This is a genomic window from Bacillus sp. ISL-47 (genome assembly GCF_018613175.1).
Classification (GTDB): Bacteria; Bacillota; Bacilli; order Bacillales; family Cytobacillaceae; genus Cytobacillus.
Map to the genome: position 1 here is coordinate 189,339 of NZ_JAGGQS010000003.1, position 19,689 is coordinate 209,027.

Sequence of the window (19,689 nt, forward strand, 5' to 3'; positions counted from 1 at the left end):
CGTTTTCTCCCCCCGGTTAGTTCTTTTCTCTTTTATAGAAAGGTGTAGATGCAATTTTTGCTTTTAAACGTTTGCCGCGAATTTCTACTTCCACTTCTGTTCCTAGCTCAGTATGTTCTTTTTTAATTAGTGCAAGGCCAATATTCTTCTTTAAGGTTGGAGATTGGGTACCTGTTGTCACTTCCCCGATAATCTCTTCTCCCTTATAAACAGGATAGCCATGGCGCGGAATTCCGCGGTCAATCATTTCAATCCCAGCCAGCTTGCGGGGAACTCCATTTTCTTTTTGCTGCTTCAGCACTTCCTTGCCGATAAAATCAGCTTCCTTGTTCACTTTTACAGCAAAGCCAATTCCTGCTTCAAGCGGTGTGATATCAGGTGAAAGTTCCTGGCCATATAGTGCAAGATTAGCCTCAAAACGCAGTGTATCCCGTGCGCCAAGACCGCATGGAAGCACGCCATCTTCTTTGCCTGCTTCAAGTATTTCATTCCACAATGCTACAGCATCCCTCGCATCGCAGTACACTTCAAAACCATCTTCTCCAGTATAACCAGTTCTTGAAACAAGGGCTTTCTTTCCATTCAGATCAACATCCTGCTGAAATTTGAAAAAGCCAATTTCCGCCAAGCTTGTATTTCCTGCAAGCTTTTGCATTACCTTCTCAGCAAGCGGTCCTTGGAGTGCAAGCTGTGCCATATCTTCCGAAAGGTTTTTCAATTCCACATTGCCTTCAACATGGTCTTGCAGCCATTGGTAATCCTTTTCAATATTTGATGCATTTACAACTAGCAGATAGTGGTCATCGCCAATTTTATAGACAAGTAAATCATCAACAGTTCCGCCATTCTCATAACACATCGCCGTATATTGAGCACCAGCGGTTTTTAATTTTGAAACATCATTTGTCATCATTTTTTGAAGATAAGCAAGGCTGTCAATGCCTTTCACTTCGATCTCACCCATATGGGATACATCGAAAAGGCCAGCCTTGTTACGGACTGCTTCATGTTCTTCTTTAATGCTTGAAAACTGTACAGGAAGGTCCCAGCCCCCAAAATCGATGGTTTTTGCTCCATAGTCTTTGTACACCTCATATAAAGGTGTGCGTTTTAACTGTGACATTTACTCGTCCCCCTCATAATCTTTTTAAAACGGTGTAGGAAACATAAAAAAGGACAGAGTATCCCCTCGTTATTGAGAAGATCTCTGTCCTTGCACCTGAAAGTTTACCGAAATCGGCTTTCCCCTTGGGTGGCTCCTCTATAGAAGCACTCTCCAGAGCTGCGTCAAACAAGAGTTCTTTTGCCTGAGAGATTCACAGGATTTGCTTGCTCCTTCGGCGCTACAAACGTAGTCTCTCCCCTTGTTATCATTCGCATTTATAAAATTTTCCAAGTTGGTCATACTTATACCAAACAGAAAAATAATGACTCCATTATTTCGATAAACTAAATTTAATGTGTTAACTTTCAAAACTTTCAAAGCTATTATCATCCTACCACCTAAACCAGGTTTGGGCAATATGTTTATATAGATTAAAGGAGCTGTTTTTATGACGGTGCAAATTGGCGTTGATTCTTCCTGGCAGGATGAATTTTTAAAGAGAATAGAAGATGATGGTCCTTGGGGAAATTGGGAACTGTATAAGCTGGCTGTAGAGGTTGAAAACCATACGGTCATACCTGAATTCGAAGGACTTCAGGCTCCAAAGCACCTGCCTAATCTGACACCGCTTCCCCATCAGCTGGAAGTAGCAAAGCAGGTTGTTGAAAGCATGAACGGAAAAGCCATCCTTGCTGATGAGGTTGGTCTTGGAAAGACGATTGAGGCTGGTCTTATTTTAAAAGAATATATGATAAGGGGTTTGGTAAAAAAAGTGTTGATTCTCGTTCCGGCGTCCCTCGTATCTCAATGGGCAATGGAGCTGAACAGCAAGTTTTTCATCCCTGCGGTTGCCCAGCGGAAAAGCTATGTATGGGAGCAATGCGATGTTGTCGTTTCTTCCATAGACACCGCCAAGAGGAATCCCCACCGGGACATCATTTACAGCCTGGACTATGATTTGATCATAATCGATGAAGCTCACAAGCTTAAAAATAATAAAACAAAAAACTATGAGTTTGTGCAGAATTTAAAGAAGAAATTTTGCCTTCTGTTAACCGCAACTCCGATCCAAAACCGGATCGGTGAAATATTTAATTTGGTATCCCTGCTAAAACCCGGCCACCTCGGCAATGAGTCCGCCTTTTATGAGAGCTATAAAAAAGATTCACGTTCGTTAAATGATGATGAACATTTAAAAGAGCTAGTGAATAAAGTTATGATTCGGAACCGCAGGGCGGACACAGGGATCGAATGGACCAAGAGACATGTTGAAACCATTCCGATTGAATTCTCCCAGGCAGAGAGAGAGCTATATGATGCTGTAACCGAATTGCGGAGAGAAGGTGATTGGGTGAGTTCCAGCCAATTTTCTGTCATGACTCTGCAAAGGGAAGCATGCAGCAGCAGGGAGGCTGTTTATTTCACTTTACAGAATATGCTCAAAAAACAAGAAGAGCCTACTAAAGCTTTCCAGGAGCAAATTCAATACCTTGTTTCCAAGGTTGAAGCTGTCCAGCAAAATTCAAAAGCCCAAAAGGCTCTTGAATTAATCCAAAAAATAAATGATAAAGTCATTATTTTTACAGAATACCGTGCGACCCAAATGTATTTGCAATGGTTTCTGAAACAATACGGCATTACCTCAGTCCCTTTTAGGGGAGGGTTCAAACGGGGCAAAAAGGATTGGATGAGAGAACTTTTTCAAAAGAATGCGCAGGTTCTCATTGCAACAGAAGCAGGTGGAGAAGGAATAAACCTTCAATTTTGCAATCATATCATTAATTTCGACCTTCCATGGAATCCGATGCGCCTTGAACAGAGGATTGGCCGTATCCATCGTTTAGGCCAGGAGAAGGATGTTTTGATTTATAACTTTGCCACTAAGGATACAGTTGAAGAGCATGTTCTAAAACTGTTATATGAGAAAATCAACCTGTTTGAAAAAGTTATTGGAGATTTGGATGATATTTTAACAAAGCTTGAATTTGGCAACATTGATGATCACCTTATTGATATTTTTGGAAAGTCATCTTCAGAGGGTGAGATGAGAATTAAAATGGAGAACTTAACTAGCATGATTCAATTTGCAGAGGATATGAAAGAAGGTGAACTGAATGCAGCAACAGGAAATTCATAAATTTCTTGAGAGATATTTTCACGCAAATGGATGTGAGATTGTCAATAAAGGCCCAGGTTATATGACAGTTCAGCTGACCATCGAACTTGATAAGGAACTCATGAACCGTCCGTTCTATTGGCATTACCTCGAGAAAACAGGCGGTATCCCAAATCCCATGCAGCTGACTCTTATTACAAACCAGCAGCTGGCTCCTGATCATTTAAAGGGAGAGGTCATTCATTTTGGATCCCCCCGACTCCACCAAATATTTGAGTCTGCCCGAAACCTTGCAGGCTATATCAGGCTATATGAAAATCATCATCATGCTCCCGGCCAGCAAACTCCATTACGGCCCTGGCTGGGTATGAACGTTCGAATATCCTATCAATGTGACCGGAAGAGAGACGTTTTCAAATCGATTGGTCTCCAATTAATAAATGGGCAAATGGTGGAGGACTTCCATGACAAGCTGCTTGAAATGAATTTAACACCCAAGATCCCCGATTATTCTTTTACTCTTTCTCCACTCATTATGCCGAAAAGCGGTGTATCAAGGGTAGCAAATTTTTTAAAGATGGGGATTGAGCAGGAAGAGCATAGCTGGGCAGATGATGCCCGGATGCGCTGGAAAAAGGATCTCGATTTGCTGGAGCATTTTTATGAGGATGCTGAGGAAAAAGGCGAAAGCTACGAAACGGAAAAGATTGCCCTGAAAGAGCAATATGAGCCAAAAATAAATATTTCCATCATTAACGGAGGGCTCTTTTATCTGACAGACAGCGCTGTCTGAACAAAGCATAAAAAACAAAAACCGGCAATTGCTGCCGGTTTCCTTTTTTGGTGCTATTTATGTTTTTTCTTATTTAGGGCAAGGTAGAATATATAAGGAAGCACGCCAAACCACCTGAATAAAAAGGGCTCTTTCATATCCTTTTTCTCCATCCTGTGCTTTTTTCGTTCATCCTTGGGCTGGTCAATATATTTAACTACAGTCTGTGTGATATATTTTACGTACTCGTTTGATTTCATTTGACACACCTGCCTTTTCCGCTCATTGTTCAACCAACTAACTGTGAAGGAAACTGCACATTATAGAAGTTTCACATTGTCGTCATTAACAAGTATGTCCAGGCAGAATTATTCTAAACGGCTTATAATCTCTTTAATAATAAAGCCACTCTCTTTATGGGTTGTGTCAATAATCACATTCGCTGCATCTTTGTATAAAGGCATTCTTTCTTCATACAACTCGTGGATTTGTTTTATTTTATCCCCTTTAAGCAAGGGTCTGGATTGATCATTTTCAAGACGCTTAAATATTTCCTCCGGTGTAGCATAAAGAAAAAAAACATTCCCTTTCCCTTTTAAAGCTTCCCTGTTTTCAGGCCTAACTACTATTCCGCCGCCTGTTGTGATAACAGCATCCCGGTTATTCAACTCCTGCAGCATTTTAGTTTCAAGCAATCTGAAATATAGTTCACCTTGTTCTGTAAAAATGTCATTTATGCTTTTTTTCTCACGTTTAACAATCTCTTCATCAGTATCAATTACTTCTTTATTCAAACAAGCCGCTAGTTCTTTACCAATGGTGGTCTTGCCTGCACCCATGAATCCTATTAAGTAAATTGATTTCATCCTTTTTCCCCAATCAGTTTTTTTCACTCCATTTTATCACTTTTTCCAAATCGATGTCATAATAAGCGTACGTTGTGAATTCCGAATCAGAGCCTATTTTTGTTCTGAATGTGATTTGGTACAAGCTCGAGGCTAGGGGTGCCATACTGTATGAAACATGTCCATTTGCAAAGTAATAATAACCTGATAAATCATATTCCTGTTTCTCTTTCAGCAATCTTTCTGTGCTCTTGAGAGCATTTAATAAATAATACTCTTGCTTTAAAACTGTTTTCGCCTCTTCCATGAGTCTTTTTTCCGATAGATATTGTTCCAATTGAATCGTTAGCAAAAGAAAAGCAGCAAGAATAATTGTAAATGTAAGAGGATAAACAAATCCCTTCTCGTTACGGCACATTAAAACCAGCCCAATCTATGTAGTAATAAAGGGAAGCAGAATATACCTGGGCAAATGTATCTTTTACTTTCATTTCCAATCCTCCGTTAATGCTAGTAAATGAAATGGAATCAACCTGCTGCAGAACAACTTCATGGCCTTTCAAGTCCACTCTCCTTCGCAGGCTTGAACCGTATTTTTCATATACTACGTTTTGCCCGGCTACCTTTAGAACAATTCTGTCATTTGAGACATCTGCATAATCTGCAAGCCTGACTTCCTTTTTCAACTGATTGATAAATACCAGCCATTCTAGCCGTTGTGTCCTTGCATCAAATTTCCAGTCGTGAAAGAGAAAGTTAAAGCTAAGCGGCAAAAAGGAAACAAGCATCAAGAATATTGAAAAAGCAAAAAGCATCTCCAGCATGGTAAAGCCTTCGCTATTTATATACCTCACATTTCTCATTGGCTTTCTTAAATATATCCTCATACTTTACACAAACCTCCGTTAATTCTGAGCCTTCCTTCAAAAATATTTCATATACAATTTGGCCCCTCTTAATGGATTCACTGGAAGGCGAGTACCCCTCAACCACAGATTGCTGCAGTTTTTCATAAAGGAGCTGCGTGCTTTCAAAATCCTGTTTCATTTCAACAGAGTGTTCAACCGCCTTGATTATGAGAGGGAAAAATACTCCCGCCACAATTACCCAGGCTGATAAAGAGAGCAGCAGCTCAGCCATGAGGAAGCCATCATTCTTTCGCCACATAAAACCTCCCTCTCCCTATTAAGAATGTAATCAAGTACCTTTCCTCGCCCATATTAATATAGAAGCTGCCAAATTTATTCGTGTTCCCGCTAGGTCCATACTGAAAATACAAAGGCATGGTCCCCTTCCTTATCTCAAACAAAGCAGAATATTCCCGGCTAATAATGATATCCGAACCTAACTTCACCTGTGCGGTATAAAGATGCTTGTCTGGTACAAATTGCACGACCACATCTGTATGATGGGTTATTGCATACTGCTGGGCATACATCAAATCAGATTTTAATTGTGAAAAAAACATTTGTTTTTCAAAATAGAGGAAATGTGGTTTAACTAAAACAGCCGTAATCGAGGCAATAATGATGAATATGCTGAGGACGAAAAGGGATTCAATAAGAGTGAATCCTTGTTGATTTTTCATTATGTTCCTGATGGATCTGTCTCTGGAGAAGAAGCAGGAGGGGTTGCGAGTTCAACCTTTCCATCAGCGGAAATTTTAATCTCATCTCCATTCGGACATGATCTTGTTTTATCAGTAAGATACTCTTCATCTACTAATTCTTGGATAGTAGATGGTGGTGCTTTTTTATCTATCTCATACGCCTGAACCTGAGCTTGAACCATTTGAATAAAAGCCTCACAACCTTTGCTGTTAATTTTTGAATTATGTTTAGTCACATTCGGTATGGTGATGATTAACAGCACAGAAATAACCAGCAAAACAATCATCATCTCAATCAGTGTGAATCCCTTTTCGTTTTCGATTTTCTGTAATTTCATTAAAATCCCTCCAATAAATGAAACATTGGCAGTAAAACCGCCAGGTACATAGATACAATTAAGAAGCCGATAAACAGGTACAAAAGCGGCTGAATCAGTTTGAGCAGCTTTTCTGTTTTTTCCTCAAGCAGATCTAAGCAGTGCCTGCTAAAGAATATTAATTCCTGATCCAATCTTCCATTTTTCTGCCCGTGCCTTACAATGTTTGATAACTCCTTTTCAAAGAAAGGGAAGCTTATTAAAATATCCTCCAGCTTCTCACCCTTACGCAAATTTATTTTCACAACCTCGCCTATCTCCCTGTAAAATGACTGTTTATCATTTCTCTCAAATAAACTTAAAGCTTCAAACACAGAAAGGCCTCCTGCTAATAGATAACTAAGCTGCACAGCAAAGAAGTGAGTATAGTACAGACGAAGAAAAGGGCCTGCGACAGGAACTCTCACAATTTTCCGCTTTTGATCAAGTGAAGATTGCTTTCGAAATCTTAAAAAATAGTAGCCAAGCAGAACAATCATACTGAAAAGACTTAGGATCAATAACACAGGGAGAAGCTCGCCAAAAAGGTAGACAACTTTTGTGAAGAAATTAGGCTGAAGTTTCATCGAAACAAACAATGAAGAAAAACGGGGCAATAATATATTTTCTACGAAAACAAAGAGAAATGAGGTTATTAGGATTAAAAAAAGAGGATATGCGATTAGTTTCTTTAACTTATCAACCTCCTTTCTTCTTTTCAAAATCATTTCACTGCCATCAAGAAACGCTGCTGCCAGGCCTCCATGCTGTTCAGCAAAAAACACGTATCCAATCAAGCTTTTATTAAAGTCCATGTTGGAAAGGATTTGATAAAAGGGGTATCCTTCTTTCAACTCAGAGATGCACTGGCTTATCTCCTGTTTTCTTTTGCTTGGGAGCTGGTATATTAGTGATTCTAATGCTTCAGATAATGGATATCCCCTGGACAAAAGATCACCTGTATTTTTTAGAAAATATCCTTGTTCATTAATTGTCCATTTATGTTGCTTCATTGTCATGCACCCACCTGCTGTATTCCGATTCCTTAATATAGCCAAGGGCTATCCCCTTTGTAATTACCTCCTTTAACGTCCGATATTTCACATCATTTCCCTCCCCTCTAGCCTCTTTTATGGAAGCATTCAGCGCTCTGCCCGCCAGGAGTTCAAATACACTCGCCCTCTTCCATCTGCCATACCCATAACAATACGGCGAACATTCACCCTCGCAATATGGGCAAGTAAGTTCTACAAGCCGCTGTGCCGTCACTGCCACAAGAGTCTGTTCAATTTCAAGCATATTTACGCCAAATTCAGCTAGACGATGTACAGCCCCTTTTGCATCCCTTGTATGCATTGTGCTCAAAACTAAATGACCAGTCAGTGCTGCCCTTACTGCTATTTTGGCTGTTTCTGCATCCCGGATCTCTCCAACCATAATGATGTCTGGGTCATGGCGAAGAATAGCCTTTAAACCAGCAGCATAGGAAACGCCCGCTTTTTCATTTACTTGAACCTGGAGAACCATATCATTTACTTTTTCAATTGGATCTTCCAGAGTTATGACATTTCTGTGGAACATATGGGAGGTCTCATTTAATAAGGAATACAATGTTGTGGTTTTGCCGCTTCCAGTTGGACCGGTAAAAATTATTAGGCCGTGGGCATGCTTCAGCAGTGCCAGCATTTTTCTTGTCATATTCGGGAAAAGGCTGATTTGAAAGAAAGGAATTTGTTCCTGCTGGGGAAGAATTCTGATTACGAGACTTTCATTGTAGCTGGAAGGAAGAGTAGAAAAACGGAGTCCAATCATTTGTCCATCGACTTCTAGTGAATAAGCTCCGCTTTGCGGCCGCCTCTTTTCACCAATATCCATTGAAGCAGTAAACTTAAAATGTGAAATCAGTCTGTCGCATTCTTCCCTGGGGAGATAAAGCCTTGGGGTCAGTTTGTTTCCAAATCTTAACTGGATAAGTGTATCTTTTCTGCGGGGAATAATATGAATGTCTGAGGCATGGCTCCTGACGGCATCTTTAATAATTCGTTCAGCCATTCTTTCGATTGTGCTCAATTGATTTTAACACCACCTTTTTTAATGTAATGAATATATTCGGCTTATTCCGAGCAATTCCTTTCATTACCGACATAACTTTTTGACGAATTTGTGAATAAAAAAATGGGAGATATCTAAAAATATTATCGTAGCAAGCCGAGAGGCATTTAATCGATGGGCTATAGCCAAGCGGTAAGGCAACGGACTTTGACTCCGTCATGCGTAGGTTCGAATCCTGCTAGCCCAGTTTTTTAGCGGAAGGGAGCTGATTATGCTCCCTTCTGTTTTTTTCGCTTCTATTCGCTTTTAATTATCTGCTCATACTTAGGAGTTATCAGCACTCTATACCTATCCAAAAGTAGAAAGCCATGATCAGCATTCTTCCTCCCAAAATTCACTTTGCCATATTTTTAAATGCATCCGGGTTGTAACCGATTACGATCTTTTCTCCGTTTGTGAGAATAGGCCTCCGCAGAAGCTTGGGATCTTTTATGACCATTTGTACTACTTCAGATAATGACAGTTCATCAAGATTCAGTTCTAGGTTTTTAAAGGTTTGGCTTCTCGTTGCAAGCAGTTCGTCCAGGCCGTGCGTTGTTAAGGAAAGGATTTTCAATATTTCTCTTGGAGAGGGCGTATCCTTGAAGAGATGCCTTTCTACAAATTCAATTGAATGGGCAGTCAGCCATTTTTTTGTTTTTCTGCAGGACGTACAGCTGGGATACGTAAAAAAAGTCAGCTGGCTCATTTCTCTTCACCTCACATTTATCTATTTTCTTATCTATTAACAGTATTGTATATCATTTGTACAATATTTGTACAGTTTATTACATTCGATTAGATATTAATTGTGAACATTTTCTAAACTTATAGTGATTACAGTGTTAACCTGCTGCGCCTGTATTATAATGGGAGAAAGCAACGCAGCTGAATTTAGAAACCAGGCTTTTAGCGGGCAGTTTTTCGCCATAGCCCACTTTCATGGCCCGGCTTTCTTCGGGGAAAAGCAGCTGCCCGTACAACGGGATAAAATAACCCTTTTGAGGTGACAATAAAATGGAACAGACATTAAAAATTACAAATGTTTTATCCGATCCAACCCGCTATTATATTTATCAATACATTACCAAAAGGCATAAAGATGTTACCGTTCAGGAGATTGCTGATAACTTCAGTATCCACCCTAATGTGGCAAGATTGCATTTATCCAAGCTGGAAGATGTAAATATGCTTGTTTCAGAAACGAAGAAGACAGGCAAAGGCGGTAGGCCAAGCCGGTTATATCGCTTGTCTGATGATGTAATCCAGCTGCATTTTCCATACAGGGACTACCAGCTTCTTGCAAAAATCGCAATGGAAACCATGCTTGAATTAGGCGAAGAAGGCAGAAAAGCCTTATATGCTACAGGTAAGAGGTTCGGCAAAGAGTTAATTAATCAGGAGCTTAAACGCTTTTCAAGCTCTGAAGAACTTACCTTTGACCAAAAATTAAATATTTTAAAACATGCAGCCAATCTTTCAGGATTCCATCCTGAATTTGATAGTAATGAAGAAAAGACTAAAGTATATTTCCAAATTTATAACTGCCCTTTCAAAGAGGTCGCTGCTAAACATGCAGAGCCTGTTTGCAATATGCACTTTGAATTTTTGCAGGGAATGTTTGAAAGTTTGTTTGATTCCATACAATTGGTGGAAAAAGGAAATATGCTGACTGGCTGCGATACTTGCACCTATCAGGCCATTGTGGGTAATTAAAAGAAATGTTGTTCAAAAAGTTTGGGGAAAATAGCAGTCGAATCTTTGCGTAAGCTTTCTTTTCCTGCGTGCGATGAAGTATCAACAACATATGCTTTGCTTAAAGGAGCGCACCTCTGATCTTCTCGGCTCTTTTTCTCCTCTTTTTGAACACTATTTAGAAACATTATTTACTTTTAATAAGCATTTACTTTATAATATTGTAGTGATGGACTTGTAAGGGTAAAAGGAGGGATACATATGGATCGTATGTACAGAGTATTAGGATTCTGGACGGGAATTTTCGCCGTTATGTTTTACTTGGGCGACATGTATACAACGTCCTTGATTTTCTTCGGCCAAACAGGATTTTTCCTGCTATTAAGCTACTTAAGGCTTTCCGAACGTATGTATATTTATGTTTTTGGAGCGTACTTAACAGTTTTCTTCGTAGGCTTCACTTACTGGTCAACTTTTATGATGACTCCAGGCGCGGGCGGCCACTAATAGCCCACGTGCATTAATAGCATTTATACCAAATAAAAAAGCGGTGAATTTTCATCGCTTTTTTATTTGGCTTCTATTCCTTTTTGCTGAAGGATAACATGAAATGCCGAACTCATTCCGGAAGGCATAATCAGACTCCTGATAGCCCGGTTTCTTTTGCTGACCTCTGAAAAGGGGTTAGGGTCATAGTGGTCTTCAAGCTCATGCAAGATACCTGTGGATAGCAAGAATTCATCCTGCCTCAGCTTTTGAATAAATTTCAAACCATGCTGATCTCCAATTCGGATCAGCGAGTCAAAGTGGATATGACTTGTAATGTCCATTTCACCGGGATTCTTAAGAATATTATTAATTTGCGAGTGCTTATAATATCCCCGCAAGCTCCCCTTTCTTCTAGCAGGCTCCTTCCACTCTTCATTTGAATAGCCATAATCTACTGTTAACACCATTCCGTGCTCCAATGAATCAGCTATGCTTTTGATCATATGTTCCATTTGCAGAGGAATTTCAATCCTTTGTCCAATATTCAGCTTTAATCCGCTATCCTCAAGGAAGGAGAGAATTTCTTCATTGCTTAATGGAACAGCCATTTCCGCCAGCTGCTCATCTTTAACTGTCACCATTATTTCAAATAGCCCTTCGTTTTTCTTTTCAATAACATGAACAGGAAACGCATCAAATAATTCATTTGAAAAGATCAGGCCTTTAAATGGCGATATTTCTTCCAGGCTTTCTATTTGCCTAATATGATTTGAAAATGAGATTTGCTCCTGCTGCAGCTGGCGATGGTAAGGGCTAGTTTCCAAAATATAATATTGAAGCTGACCGTCTGCAAGCAAATTCCACTCATCAATAAATGCCTTGGCAAAGCGCCCATTTCCACCCCCGATTTCACAAACATGAAAAGGGAGATGATTTTTACAGGCCTCCTTATAAAACCACTTGGCTAATTTCCGGCCATAGATATCAGATATATTGCTGGTTGTTATAAAATCGCCATTAGGACCGATTTTAGCTTTACTATTCATATAATAACCGTATTCAGGATGGTAAAGTGCCTGCTGGATATACTCTGCATAGCTAATCATTTTTATTGGGGAATTCTTAATATAATTCTTTAAATAATTCAGCATATTAACTCCTTTTTTCTGAGTGGAATTCGCATAAAAACGCGTTGTTGATAACCGCCAATTATATTGTTTTATTTATCTATTTTCACTATTGACATAGTGTTTTCTGTGTTATATTGTTAAGGTAGTAGCTTAACTATATCCCCTCCCATTATATGAATAAAACATCCCCCAGAAAAGCCCTTCTCATTTGGAGAAGGGCTTTTCTATTTTTTTGGCTCTGTTAAATTTGCCTGTTGATTTCATCACGAGGNNGCACTCCCGCAGGACTTTGAGTAAGCTTCCTTGTATAAACACCGCACGAAGGAAATGCGAATGCATTTTCGAGGAGCTCATGCCTTCCGCTCCAATCAACAGGGTGCTCAAAAATAACAATAAGCTTTAACAGAGCCAATTTTTAGAATCCATTCAGAAACGGATTTGAATCCATTTCCTGTCCAACCGTCGTAGCGGGCCCATGTCCAGGCAATACTTCCGTTTCTTCAGGCAAGGTCAGGAGTTTGGCATGGATACTGTCCAGCAGCTGCTGATGGTTGCCGCCCGGAAGGTCTGTACGGCCAATGCTGCCATTGAATAGAGCATCACCGGCAACTACGAGCTCTGCTTCCTTAAAATAGAAGGAAATGCTGCCAGGGGAATGACCTGGTGTCTCAAAAATTTCAAACGTAAATTCCCCTATGCTTAATTCTTTCTCTCCCGTTATAATATGATCTGCGGGCTTGGCTTTAATAAGCTTGCCAACTTTGAAAAGATGCGACCCGTTTAAGGCTGGATCGAGCAGCCAATCTGCCTCTTTTTCGTGTATGTATACAGGGATGGTGAATTCTTCTCTTATATCGTCTACTGCCCCAATATGATCAAAATGAGCATGGGTAAGAACAATGGCTAGAGGCTTTAGCCCTTTTTGCTTAATGAAGCTGCTTAGCTTTCCGCTTTCTTCACCCGGATCAAAAATTAAGCATGCTTTGTTTTTATTAGATAGTACATAACAGTTTGTTTGCAATGGGCCAAGCGGAATCTGATTCCATTCCATCGCCGACACCTCCGATTGATGTATGAATTACTTTTAATTCTACACTATAATAGCTGCATAATTAAATGGGATGTCTAAATATTGGATGAAGGAGACTAAGATGAAATTTCTTTATGGAGTTGAAGCAAACTATATTGTTGAAGATGTTCCCGAATTTATGGATTTCATTAAAAAGGAAACAGAATTATTTGATTTTCAGAGAAGCATTTTTTTATTTGAAAATGATAGTGACGCGGAGCTGGCAAAAAACTTGCTGATAGAGTCTAATCTAATTGAAGGTTCTTCACTATTGTATTACATAACGAATGGCGAAAAAGGAGAAAGTTTTGATGACTTTGGGCTAGAATCGGCCAAAGGATTTTATTTATACCCAGAGATGCTTTGCGCTTTCTTCATAACGAGAGGCGATGCTGAAGACATTCAAATGGCTAAATATCAGTTCCATGAACATTTGGTTTTCACCGCAAAGGATGATGATATTGGCCTGATTTATTTTTCTGAGCTGCACTTAAAGGATTTAATAAACGGAATTGCTGAAGCCTATGACATAGAAGTGTCATTTTTAGACCTCGACAAATAGAGAAAAAAAATATAAAATAAATTACGAATGTATACTTAGGCTTTACATACAGGGTATATTACCTGAAAAGGGATTTTTAACATGGCTATCGCCTGCTGATTACGAAATAAAGGGGGCTATTTTAATGGGACTACCTATTATCTTTGCATTAGTCGCAGTTCTTGCAGCTTTTGGTGCCATCAGTGCACTTAAAAACAAGAATTTCCTTGGATTGTTTTTTGCTGCCGGAACGCTTGCCGTTTTCGGATGGTTTGCTGTAATGACATTAATTAACAGCGGATACCCAGCGGTTCACTAAAATAAAAGGGCTGCCCTATTCGGGCAGCCCTTTTATTTTAACTTTCTAATTGGCTTTCGACTCTGTGGACTTTTTCTTCCATTTTTCTTACAACATCCCGCCTATCATCAATACGGATATTTGTCGCTACCCTCATTAGCCCTTTTTCAAATGGAACTTCATGCATTGCTTGAATAACCTCAAACAACACAGAAAGCTCGCCTTCTATGATGGTGTTCATTGGCGTTAATTGAAAACGAATTTTCCCGTTTTCTTCATATTTTTTCAATACACGCTGTATATCAGCTACATAACTGCTGACGCTTGGCGTTTCCGTTCCAATTGGAATTACTGTAACATCTACGATTGCCATAATCAGACTCCTTTTTTACTTCTATTCAAATTTCTTTATTTTCCAAAATCGGAACTTTCTCCTTACTATCAAGCATAATTAATTCTTCAAGGTAATAACCAGCCAAGCAAGCTAAACCATCTGGTGAGCAGCTAAGTGGCGTATTTTCCATTCCTTCCATTAAAACCTCTTTAACACCTGTTTTACTATCAAAAGCAACAAGCTGAAAACCTCCGGTATACGTATCACTTTCAGCACTGTATAAAGGCTGGAAGGTTATGAGATTATCTTTTGACCAGTCATAATAAGGAACCAGCCAGTCGGAAAATCTTGTTAAATGCGGAACAGTATAGGATGACAATTTACGGAAATTATTATCCATAAACGTATAAACAGCTTGTTCAGATTTTTCTGAAGGCACCGTAATAGCCATAACCCTGTTTTTGGAAGCATCAAAATGAAAAATGTTTTCCATTACCTTCGTTTCATTATCTCCATTGATTGTTTGCATTATTAATGGAGCAAATAAAGATGGGCTCTCACTGTCCCAGCCAAGAAATAATATCTGGTCGTTCTTCAGCCATTTCGCAAATGGTTCCCTAATTTTGATTTCTTCTAGGGTGTCAGCCTTGATATCCATGTGCCAGGAAGAAAAATCCCAATCTTCTGTAAACGAGGAAACTAGAAGAGACTCTTCATTATAAGGGTTCCACTCCACAGCAAGATCAAATGATGAAAGACTCTCATTCATCAGAATTTCTCCATTCCCTTTTACAACTGTCAAAGTACTTTCATATGTGCCCGGAGACGACCGAATCAGTACGTATTTTCCGTTTGGGCTAATCGTAACCGCAGCAATAGGCACCGAACTTTCGAAAAGGAGATTTTGTTCTCCGGTAAATAGGTTATAAGCGTAAACACTTGATGCAGTTCCATTATTTACAGTGTAAACAATTGTTTCATTGCTAAGCCAGCCGTTTGCTCCCTGGAATTCTCCTGCTATAGGTTTGATAGGCGCTATGCTATCTTTCTTATTATCAGCCGGAGGTACGGAGTCTTCAGAAATTTGATTTTGTTTTGACTTTGGCTGAATCTCCGTCACTTCTGTATTTTCACAGCCTACTATGAAAATCAAGTGATATAGGAGAAAAAGAAATAAAAAAAGAAACCTATAACTATATGTAATTTGAATGTTTTTCAAATCCGCACCTCCTTTTCTCCCTATATATGAGTACGTAAACACTGTAAAAATGTTTCAATTATAATAGAAAAAAATATTTAAAAAGGAGAAAGTCGACTTTCCGGCTTTTAATGGAACGCTGTTGTCGCAAAGTTTGTTGCTTTCGGACCAATTTTTATCACTGAGTTGATTGGAGCGGAAGGCGCTAATCCCGCGAAAATGCTATCGCATTTTCTTCGTGCCGTCCATTCGAGGAAGCTTATTCAACGTCCTACGGGAGTAGCATTCCAAGGGAGACCCCGCAGACTCGGGAGCGTTGAGGAGGCTCCCGGCAGCCCCGTGGTTCGCTAAGTGCCTCGTGCTGAAATCAACGGGCAGAGTTCTTAAGCAAAAACAACAAGCTAAACGAAAAGAGCCTAATGGAAAAGCGGCTAAATCTTATGTCGCTGTTAGCTGTAATTATGATGATAGTTTATTTTAATCTCTGGCCAATTAAAAAACAATACAGAAACATGCGGCCTAAAAAATATTTTTTTACATATATAGAGATGCAAGGAAAATACCAAGAACCTCTTCGTATATTTCATCATACTGCGATAAAGGCAAAGGATTGATTCCACTTCCAAGCTCGATTGTGAATCCCGGCCTGCGAAACTCCTGAATAAACCAATCCTTATAACCGGCAAAGCTGTCAATAAATTGGACAGCTCTATAGCCGCTGACACGTTCAAATTCAGCAGCGATCACTTTTGACTCCGGAGGCTCCATTCCCTCATATCCCCAATAAAACTCTGATCCCTGGGTATGGAAAGCAAGCATTCTATTAAATTGGTTGTTCCTTGCCAGGTCAGCCATGGCTATTGCTTCCGGCTCTGTTAAAGGTGCTTCCCCCAGGTAGTCTCTTGGAGCAGGGGCATCTTGTTCTGATCTTTCTTTTTCAAATTCCCATTTGGCAGGGAATTGATTATTTAAATCCACCCCTCTAATATTCGCCTTCCAGCCGGAAAAATCAGTACTTCCTCTGTTTATCTCAATTACCTGGTCCCTTACTTCAGGAGGGGGACCGTTTAAAACAAGATTAACTCCATCCGGGTTAACCATCGGCACGATGGAAAGATCCACTGTATTATATAAAGGCATTGTAGATAAGCCCCTTATTGGCCTTACATTGGTTAAAGATAAAAGGAAATTGTTTAGCAATGCCATTAAAATCGGTGTTGTAATCCATTCGTTCGCATGGAAGGAAGCATTTATTTGCACTTTTTTATTTCCTTTTCCAAAGCGGACTTCCTGAATGGGCTTTCCGAGAACACTATTTCCAATTGTATTTATCTTAATAAATGGATATATGGCAGCCAATGTCGATATGTCAGCCGTTAAAGCCTGATAATCATATTGTCTCCTGCCTTCCACAATTGGTGAAATGACTCGTTTAGGCAGTTTTATGACCGCTCCTATGGTCAGGCTATTTGGATTAAGGGTTTGATTTATCAGCAGAAGAGCATCTACGGACAGATTTCTAGATGAGCTTAATTTCCAAAAGGTATCACCCTTTTTTACAGTATAGTTTTGTAAGGTAAAACCGGGAATGTTTATCTCCTGTCCAATCGTTAAAGAAGCCGGATTTACGCTAGGATTTGAATCAATAATAAGATTTATTGGCATCATGAAGAGCTGGCTGTAATACCATAATGAATCTCCGGACCGTACTATGACTTTCATCTTTCTCCCCCTTTCCATCATTTCAATCTTATGATTAAAAAGAAAAAAGATGACCTTTCCGCAGAAAAAAAAGCCAGCGAAAACGCAGGCTTTAGGTTGTTCAGTGGCACTTATATTTATATTTACTCCTGGTCTGCATCTTCATAGAAACGCAGCAAGTCTCCATAAATAATCTTATCCGAATATTGGAGTTCATTTTTTGCTTTAGACATATATGGCTCACAAGCGGTTTTGTCGATCGGCTGTTCCGTTTCCTTGTCATAGCAGATATCCCGGGTATATACATACCTTTTAGTTACAAAGCTGCCGTCCCGCAATACGGCAAAGTCCACTTTATCTTTTGCAAATAAATCAGCACCAAATTCAATGGACCCTTTCGTATCAATGCCCAGCATATGAAGAATAGTTGGTTTAAGATCAATCTGACCGGAAACCTTGGAAATCGTCTTTCCTTCCTGTCCCGGTATATGAATGATTAACGGAACTTTCTGCAGCTGTGTGCTCACAAAAGGTGTAACTTCTTTTCCGAGGAATTGACCCATTGCTTCATTGTGATTTTCGGAAATTCCATAGTGATCTCCGTAGAGAATAATGATTGAGTCTTCATATAGGCCTTCTTCCTTTAATCGCTGGATGAAATTTTTGAGCGCTTCATCCTGATACCGAACAGTCGGAAAATAATTATTTACCGTTTTATCTGCAGAATTAAAGGGCTGGATGAATTGGTCTTCTTCCTCGAGTTCAAATGGGAAATGATTCGTGAGTGTTATAAATTTTGCATAAAAAGGCTCTGGCATTTCTTTCAAGTGCTGAACAGATTGTTCAAAGAAATCAATGTCTTTTAAACCCCAGCCGACTGAATTTTCATTGGTGACATGATAATCAGGCAAAGAATAAAAACGTTCATATCCAAAAGACTGGTACATGATATCCCGGTTCCAAAAGCTTTTGTTATTTGCATGCAGAGCTGCTGTAAAATATCCTATATTTTTTAAAATATTAGGAGTTGCGTTATACTCGTTTCCGGAGTGAGTAAAGAAGACTGCTCCACGGCTAAGCGGATATAGGGAGTTATCCACCAGGAACTCAGAATCTGAAGTCTTTCCCTGGGCTGTCTGATGATAGAAATTTTCAAAATAATAGCTTTCCTTAATAAAATCATTCAGAAAAGGCGTTATTTCCTGTCCATTTACTTTTTCATTGATAACAAAATTCTGGGTAGACTCCATTGAAATAAGGATTACGTTTTTGTCTTTTGCAATCCCTAACATCTCTTCATTCGGCTTTTTATAATTCGCTGTTACGTAGTTTTTTATATCTGCCATTTCACTACCGTCTGCAAGTGCTCTTTGGGCAGATGATTTTGACTGAAGAAAGATATCATAGATATGATAGTTGTAGGTCCCGATATTTTTTACTAGCATCTCTCTGTCAAAGGTACGGGTCAAAAGCTGTGGCCGTTCAGTCTCTGCTAATGCAAGATTAAAAAATGCAATTGCAGCAGCAGCTAAAAAGTAAGCCCTCCGATACATTTTTGAGGCGGGGCGATAGGCTGCAAGGCCAGGTTTCATGGAAACAATGAGGGCAAGCAATGCAAAGTCAGTAAAATACAGGATGTCACTTACATTTAAAAGTTCATTCACACTGCTTCCAAGATCGCTCATATTACTTGTTTGAAAAAGCACAGGAATCGTTAAAAAATCGTTAAAAAACCTGTAGAACACAACATTAGCGAATAAAATAGCGGAAATGGCAAAGCTGGAAATCATAATATAGCGTTTTTGCTTTTTTTCCCTCAAAAATAAACCGAGCCCAAATACGAACAGAAGGAAGCTTAGAGGATTGAGAAACAAGATAATTTCCTGTTTCCAGTTTTCTATTTTAATTTCAAAGCTGGTTTTATAGACAATGTATGTCTTGAGCCAAAGCAAGACCGTCGCAAGGGCAATCAGCGAGAACTTTGACCATTGGATTTTCTTCATGATCTTCTTCTACCTCCTAGAAGTTTTGGAAGCAAACAAGCTCTTTTCAAGATAAGGAATATATATTTTTGTCATTTACAACTTAATACTTTTTTTACACAAAACTATTTCAGAATTCAAATTCAACTTGTAAAATTATAGAATGACTGCTATTGTGTTTACCCCAATTATTAGACGTTTAAAACATTAATTAGTTTCGCAATTATCAGAATTCAGAATTATTAGATTTTATATGATCCTTTGTTAAACTTGCTGTTAATATCCGCTCCGTATAAAGAGTGCTTACAAACATTGAGCTTTAATACAGCCAATAATAAAAGGAGGCTGGGACATAACT

Annotated in this window: 23 protein-coding genes, 1 tRNA gene and 1 riboswitch; of the genes, 7 read left to right on the forward strand and 17 right to left on the reverse strand. The window is 39.2% G+C overall.

Annotation, left to right across the window (positions count from 1 at the left end; genetic code table 11):
* Positions 1-16: 16 nt before the first annotated feature.
* A complete protein-coding gene (gene gcvT, locus J7I93_RS02605) occupies positions 17-1,123 on the reverse strand; it encodes a glycine cleavage system aminomethyltransferase GcvT (protein ID WP_214722980.1) in 1,107 nt (368 codons plus the stop codon).
* A gap of 162 nt (positions 1,124-1,285) precedes the next feature.
* Positions 1,286-1,374: riboswitch (glycine riboswitch) on the reverse strand.
* Positions 1,375-1,553: 179 nt separating this feature from the next.
* Here gcvT and J7I93_RS02610 point away from each other — a divergent pair.
* Together J7I93_RS02610 and J7I93_RS02615 are read left to right on the forward strand one after the other, a co-directional pair.
* Positions 1,554-3,242, forward strand: a complete 1,689-nt coding sequence (locus J7I93_RS02610) for a DEAD/DEAH box helicase (protein ID WP_214722982.1) — start codon at positions 1,554-1,556, stop codon at positions 3,240-3,242.
* On the forward strand, positions 3,220-4,014 hold the full coding sequence (locus tag J7I93_RS02615) for a YqhG family protein (protein ID WP_214722984.1): 795 nt from the start codon (positions 3,220-3,222) through the stop codon (positions 4,012-4,014). The genes J7I93_RS02610 and J7I93_RS02615 overlap by 23 nt, the downstream gene beginning before the upstream one ends.
* 53 nt (positions 4,015-4,067) lie before the next feature.
* Here the strand turns inward: J7I93_RS02615 and J7I93_RS02620 are convergent, their stop codons facing one another.
* From J7I93_RS02620 to comGA, 9 genes are all read right to left on the reverse strand, one after another.
* Positions 4,068-4,253, reverse strand: a complete 186-nt coding sequence (locus J7I93_RS02620) for a YqzE family protein (RefSeq protein WP_214722986.1) — start codon at positions 4,251-4,253, stop codon at positions 4,068-4,070.
* A gap of 108 nt (positions 4,254-4,361) precedes the next feature.
* Positions 4,362-4,859, reverse strand: a complete 498-nt coding sequence (locus tag J7I93_RS02625; protein WP_214722988.1) for a shikimate kinase — start codon at positions 4,857-4,859, stop codon at positions 4,362-4,364.
* 13 nt (positions 4,860-4,872) lie between these two features.
* A complete protein-coding gene (comGG, locus tag J7I93_RS02630; protein WP_214722990.1) occupies positions 4,873-5,256 on the reverse strand; it encodes a competence type IV pilus minor pilin ComGG in 384 nt (127 codons plus the stop codon).
* Positions 5,246-5,662, reverse strand: coding sequence for a competence type IV pilus minor pilin ComGF (gene comGF / locus J7I93_RS02635; protein ID WP_214722992.1), 417 nt, complete (start codon positions 5,660-5,662; stop codon positions 5,246-5,248). The genes comGG and comGF overlap by 11 nt, the downstream gene beginning before the upstream one ends.
* Positions 5,663-5,675: 13 nt before the next feature.
* Entirely contained in the window at positions 5,676-6,005 is a 330-nt protein-coding gene (locus J7I93_RS02640) for a phosphatase (RefSeq protein WP_214722994.1), read from the reverse strand.
* Positions 5,989-6,426, reverse strand: a complete 438-nt coding sequence (gene comGD / locus J7I93_RS02645; RefSeq protein ID WP_214987817.1) for a competence type IV pilus minor pilin ComGD — start codon at positions 6,424-6,426, stop codon at positions 5,989-5,991. The genes J7I93_RS02640 and comGD overlap by 17 nt, the downstream gene beginning before the upstream one ends.
* On the reverse strand, positions 6,426-6,785 hold the full coding sequence (gene comGC, locus J7I93_RS02650) for a competence type IV pilus major pilin ComGC (RefSeq protein ID WP_214722996.1): 360 nt from the start codon (positions 6,783-6,785) through the stop codon (positions 6,426-6,428). The genes comGD and comGC overlap by 1 nt, the downstream gene beginning before the upstream one ends.
* Positions 6,785-7,816, reverse strand: a complete 1,032-nt coding sequence (gene comGB, locus J7I93_RS02655) for a competence type IV pilus assembly protein ComGB (protein ID WP_214722997.1) — start codon at positions 7,814-7,816, stop codon at positions 6,785-6,787. The genes comGC and comGB overlap by 1 nt, the downstream gene beginning before the upstream one ends.
* Positions 7,803-8,873: a competence type IV pilus ATPase ComGA gene (gene comGA, locus J7I93_RS02660; protein WP_214722999.1), complete on the reverse strand. Its 1,071-nt coding sequence runs from the start codon at positions 8,871-8,873 to the stop codon at positions 7,803-7,805. The genes comGB and comGA overlap by 14 nt, the downstream gene beginning before the upstream one ends.
* Positions 8,874-9,030: 157 nt before the next feature.
* Between comGA and J7I93_RS02665 the strand changes: the two genes are divergently transcribed.
* A tRNA-Gln gene (locus J7I93_RS02665) sits at positions 9,031-9,102 on the forward strand.
* Positions 9,103-9,249: 147 nt separating this feature from the next.
* On the opposite strand, the gene J7I93_RS02670 is transcribed toward J7I93_RS02665, so the two are convergent.
* On the reverse strand, positions 9,250-9,603 hold the full coding sequence (locus tag J7I93_RS02670; protein ID WP_214723001.1) for a Spx/MgsR family RNA polymerase-binding regulatory protein: 354 nt from the start codon (positions 9,601-9,603) through the stop codon (positions 9,250-9,252).
* A gap of 308 nt (positions 9,604-9,911) precedes the next feature.
* Here J7I93_RS02670 and J7I93_RS02675 point away from each other — a divergent pair, with 308 nt between their 5' ends.
* Together J7I93_RS02675 and J7I93_RS02680 are read left to right on the forward strand one after the other, a co-directional pair.
* Positions 9,912-10,610: a helix-turn-helix transcriptional regulator gene (locus tag J7I93_RS02675; RefSeq protein ID WP_214723003.1), complete on the forward strand. Its 699-nt coding sequence runs from the start codon at positions 9,912-9,914 to the stop codon at positions 10,608-10,610.
* Positions 10,611-10,850: 240 nt separating this feature from the next.
* On the forward strand, positions 10,851-11,096 hold the full coding sequence (locus tag J7I93_RS02680; protein ID WP_214723005.1) for a DUF2626 domain-containing protein: 246 nt from the start codon (positions 10,851-10,853) through the stop codon (positions 11,094-11,096).
* 62 nt (positions 11,097-11,158) lie between these two features.
* Here the strand turns inward: J7I93_RS02680 and J7I93_RS02685 are convergent, their stop codons facing one another.
* Together J7I93_RS02685 and J7I93_RS02690 are read right to left on the reverse strand one after the other, a co-directional pair.
* On the reverse strand, positions 11,159-12,229 hold the full coding sequence (locus J7I93_RS02685; protein WP_214723007.1) for a class I SAM-dependent methyltransferase: 1,071 nt from the start codon (positions 12,227-12,229) through the stop codon (positions 11,159-11,161).
* A gap of 394 nt (positions 12,230-12,623) precedes the next feature.
* On the reverse strand, positions 12,624-13,259 hold the full coding sequence (locus tag J7I93_RS02690; RefSeq protein ID WP_214723009.1) for an MBL fold metallo-hydrolase: 636 nt from the start codon (positions 13,257-13,259) through the stop codon (positions 12,624-12,626).
* Positions 13,260-13,359: 100 nt separating this feature from the next.
* Between J7I93_RS02690 and J7I93_RS02695 the strand changes: the two genes are divergently transcribed.
* Positions 13,360-13,839 (forward strand): hypothetical protein, encoded by a 480-nt coding sequence (locus J7I93_RS02695; RefSeq protein WP_214723011.1) that lies wholly within the window; start codon positions 13,360-13,362, stop codon positions 13,837-13,839.
* A gap of 124 nt (positions 13,840-13,963) precedes the next feature.
* Complete coding sequence (locus J7I93_RS02700) at positions 13,964-14,137, forward strand: DUF2759 domain-containing protein (RefSeq protein ID WP_214723013.1); 174 nt, start codon at positions 13,964-13,966, stop codon at positions 14,135-14,137.
* A gap of 37 nt (positions 14,138-14,174) precedes the next feature.
* Here J7I93_RS02700 and J7I93_RS02705 read toward each other — a convergent pair whose 3' ends face one another.
* The 4 genes from J7I93_RS02705 to J7I93_RS02720 form a co-directional block, all read right to left on the reverse strand.
* Entirely contained in the window at positions 14,175-14,489 is a 315-nt protein-coding gene (locus J7I93_RS02705) for an MTH1187 family thiamine-binding protein (protein ID WP_214723016.1), read from the reverse strand.
* 25 nt (positions 14,490-14,514) lie between these two features.
* A complete protein-coding gene (locus J7I93_RS02710; protein WP_214723018.1) occupies positions 14,515-15,669 on the reverse strand; it encodes a YqgU-like beta propeller domain-containing protein in 1,155 nt (384 codons plus the stop codon).
* A 513-nt stretch (positions 15,670-16,182) separates the two neighbouring features.
* Positions 16,183-17,370, reverse strand: a complete 1,188-nt coding sequence (locus J7I93_RS02715; RefSeq protein ID WP_214723020.1) for a M14 family metallopeptidase — start codon at positions 17,368-17,370, stop codon at positions 16,183-16,185.
* A 122-nt stretch (positions 17,371-17,492) separates the two neighbouring features.
* Positions 17,493-19,352 (reverse strand): LTA synthase family protein, encoded by a 1,860-nt coding sequence (locus J7I93_RS02720; protein ID WP_214723022.1) that lies wholly within the window; start codon positions 19,350-19,352, stop codon positions 17,493-17,495.
* Between the last annotated feature and the right edge of the window lie 337 nt (positions 19,353-19,689).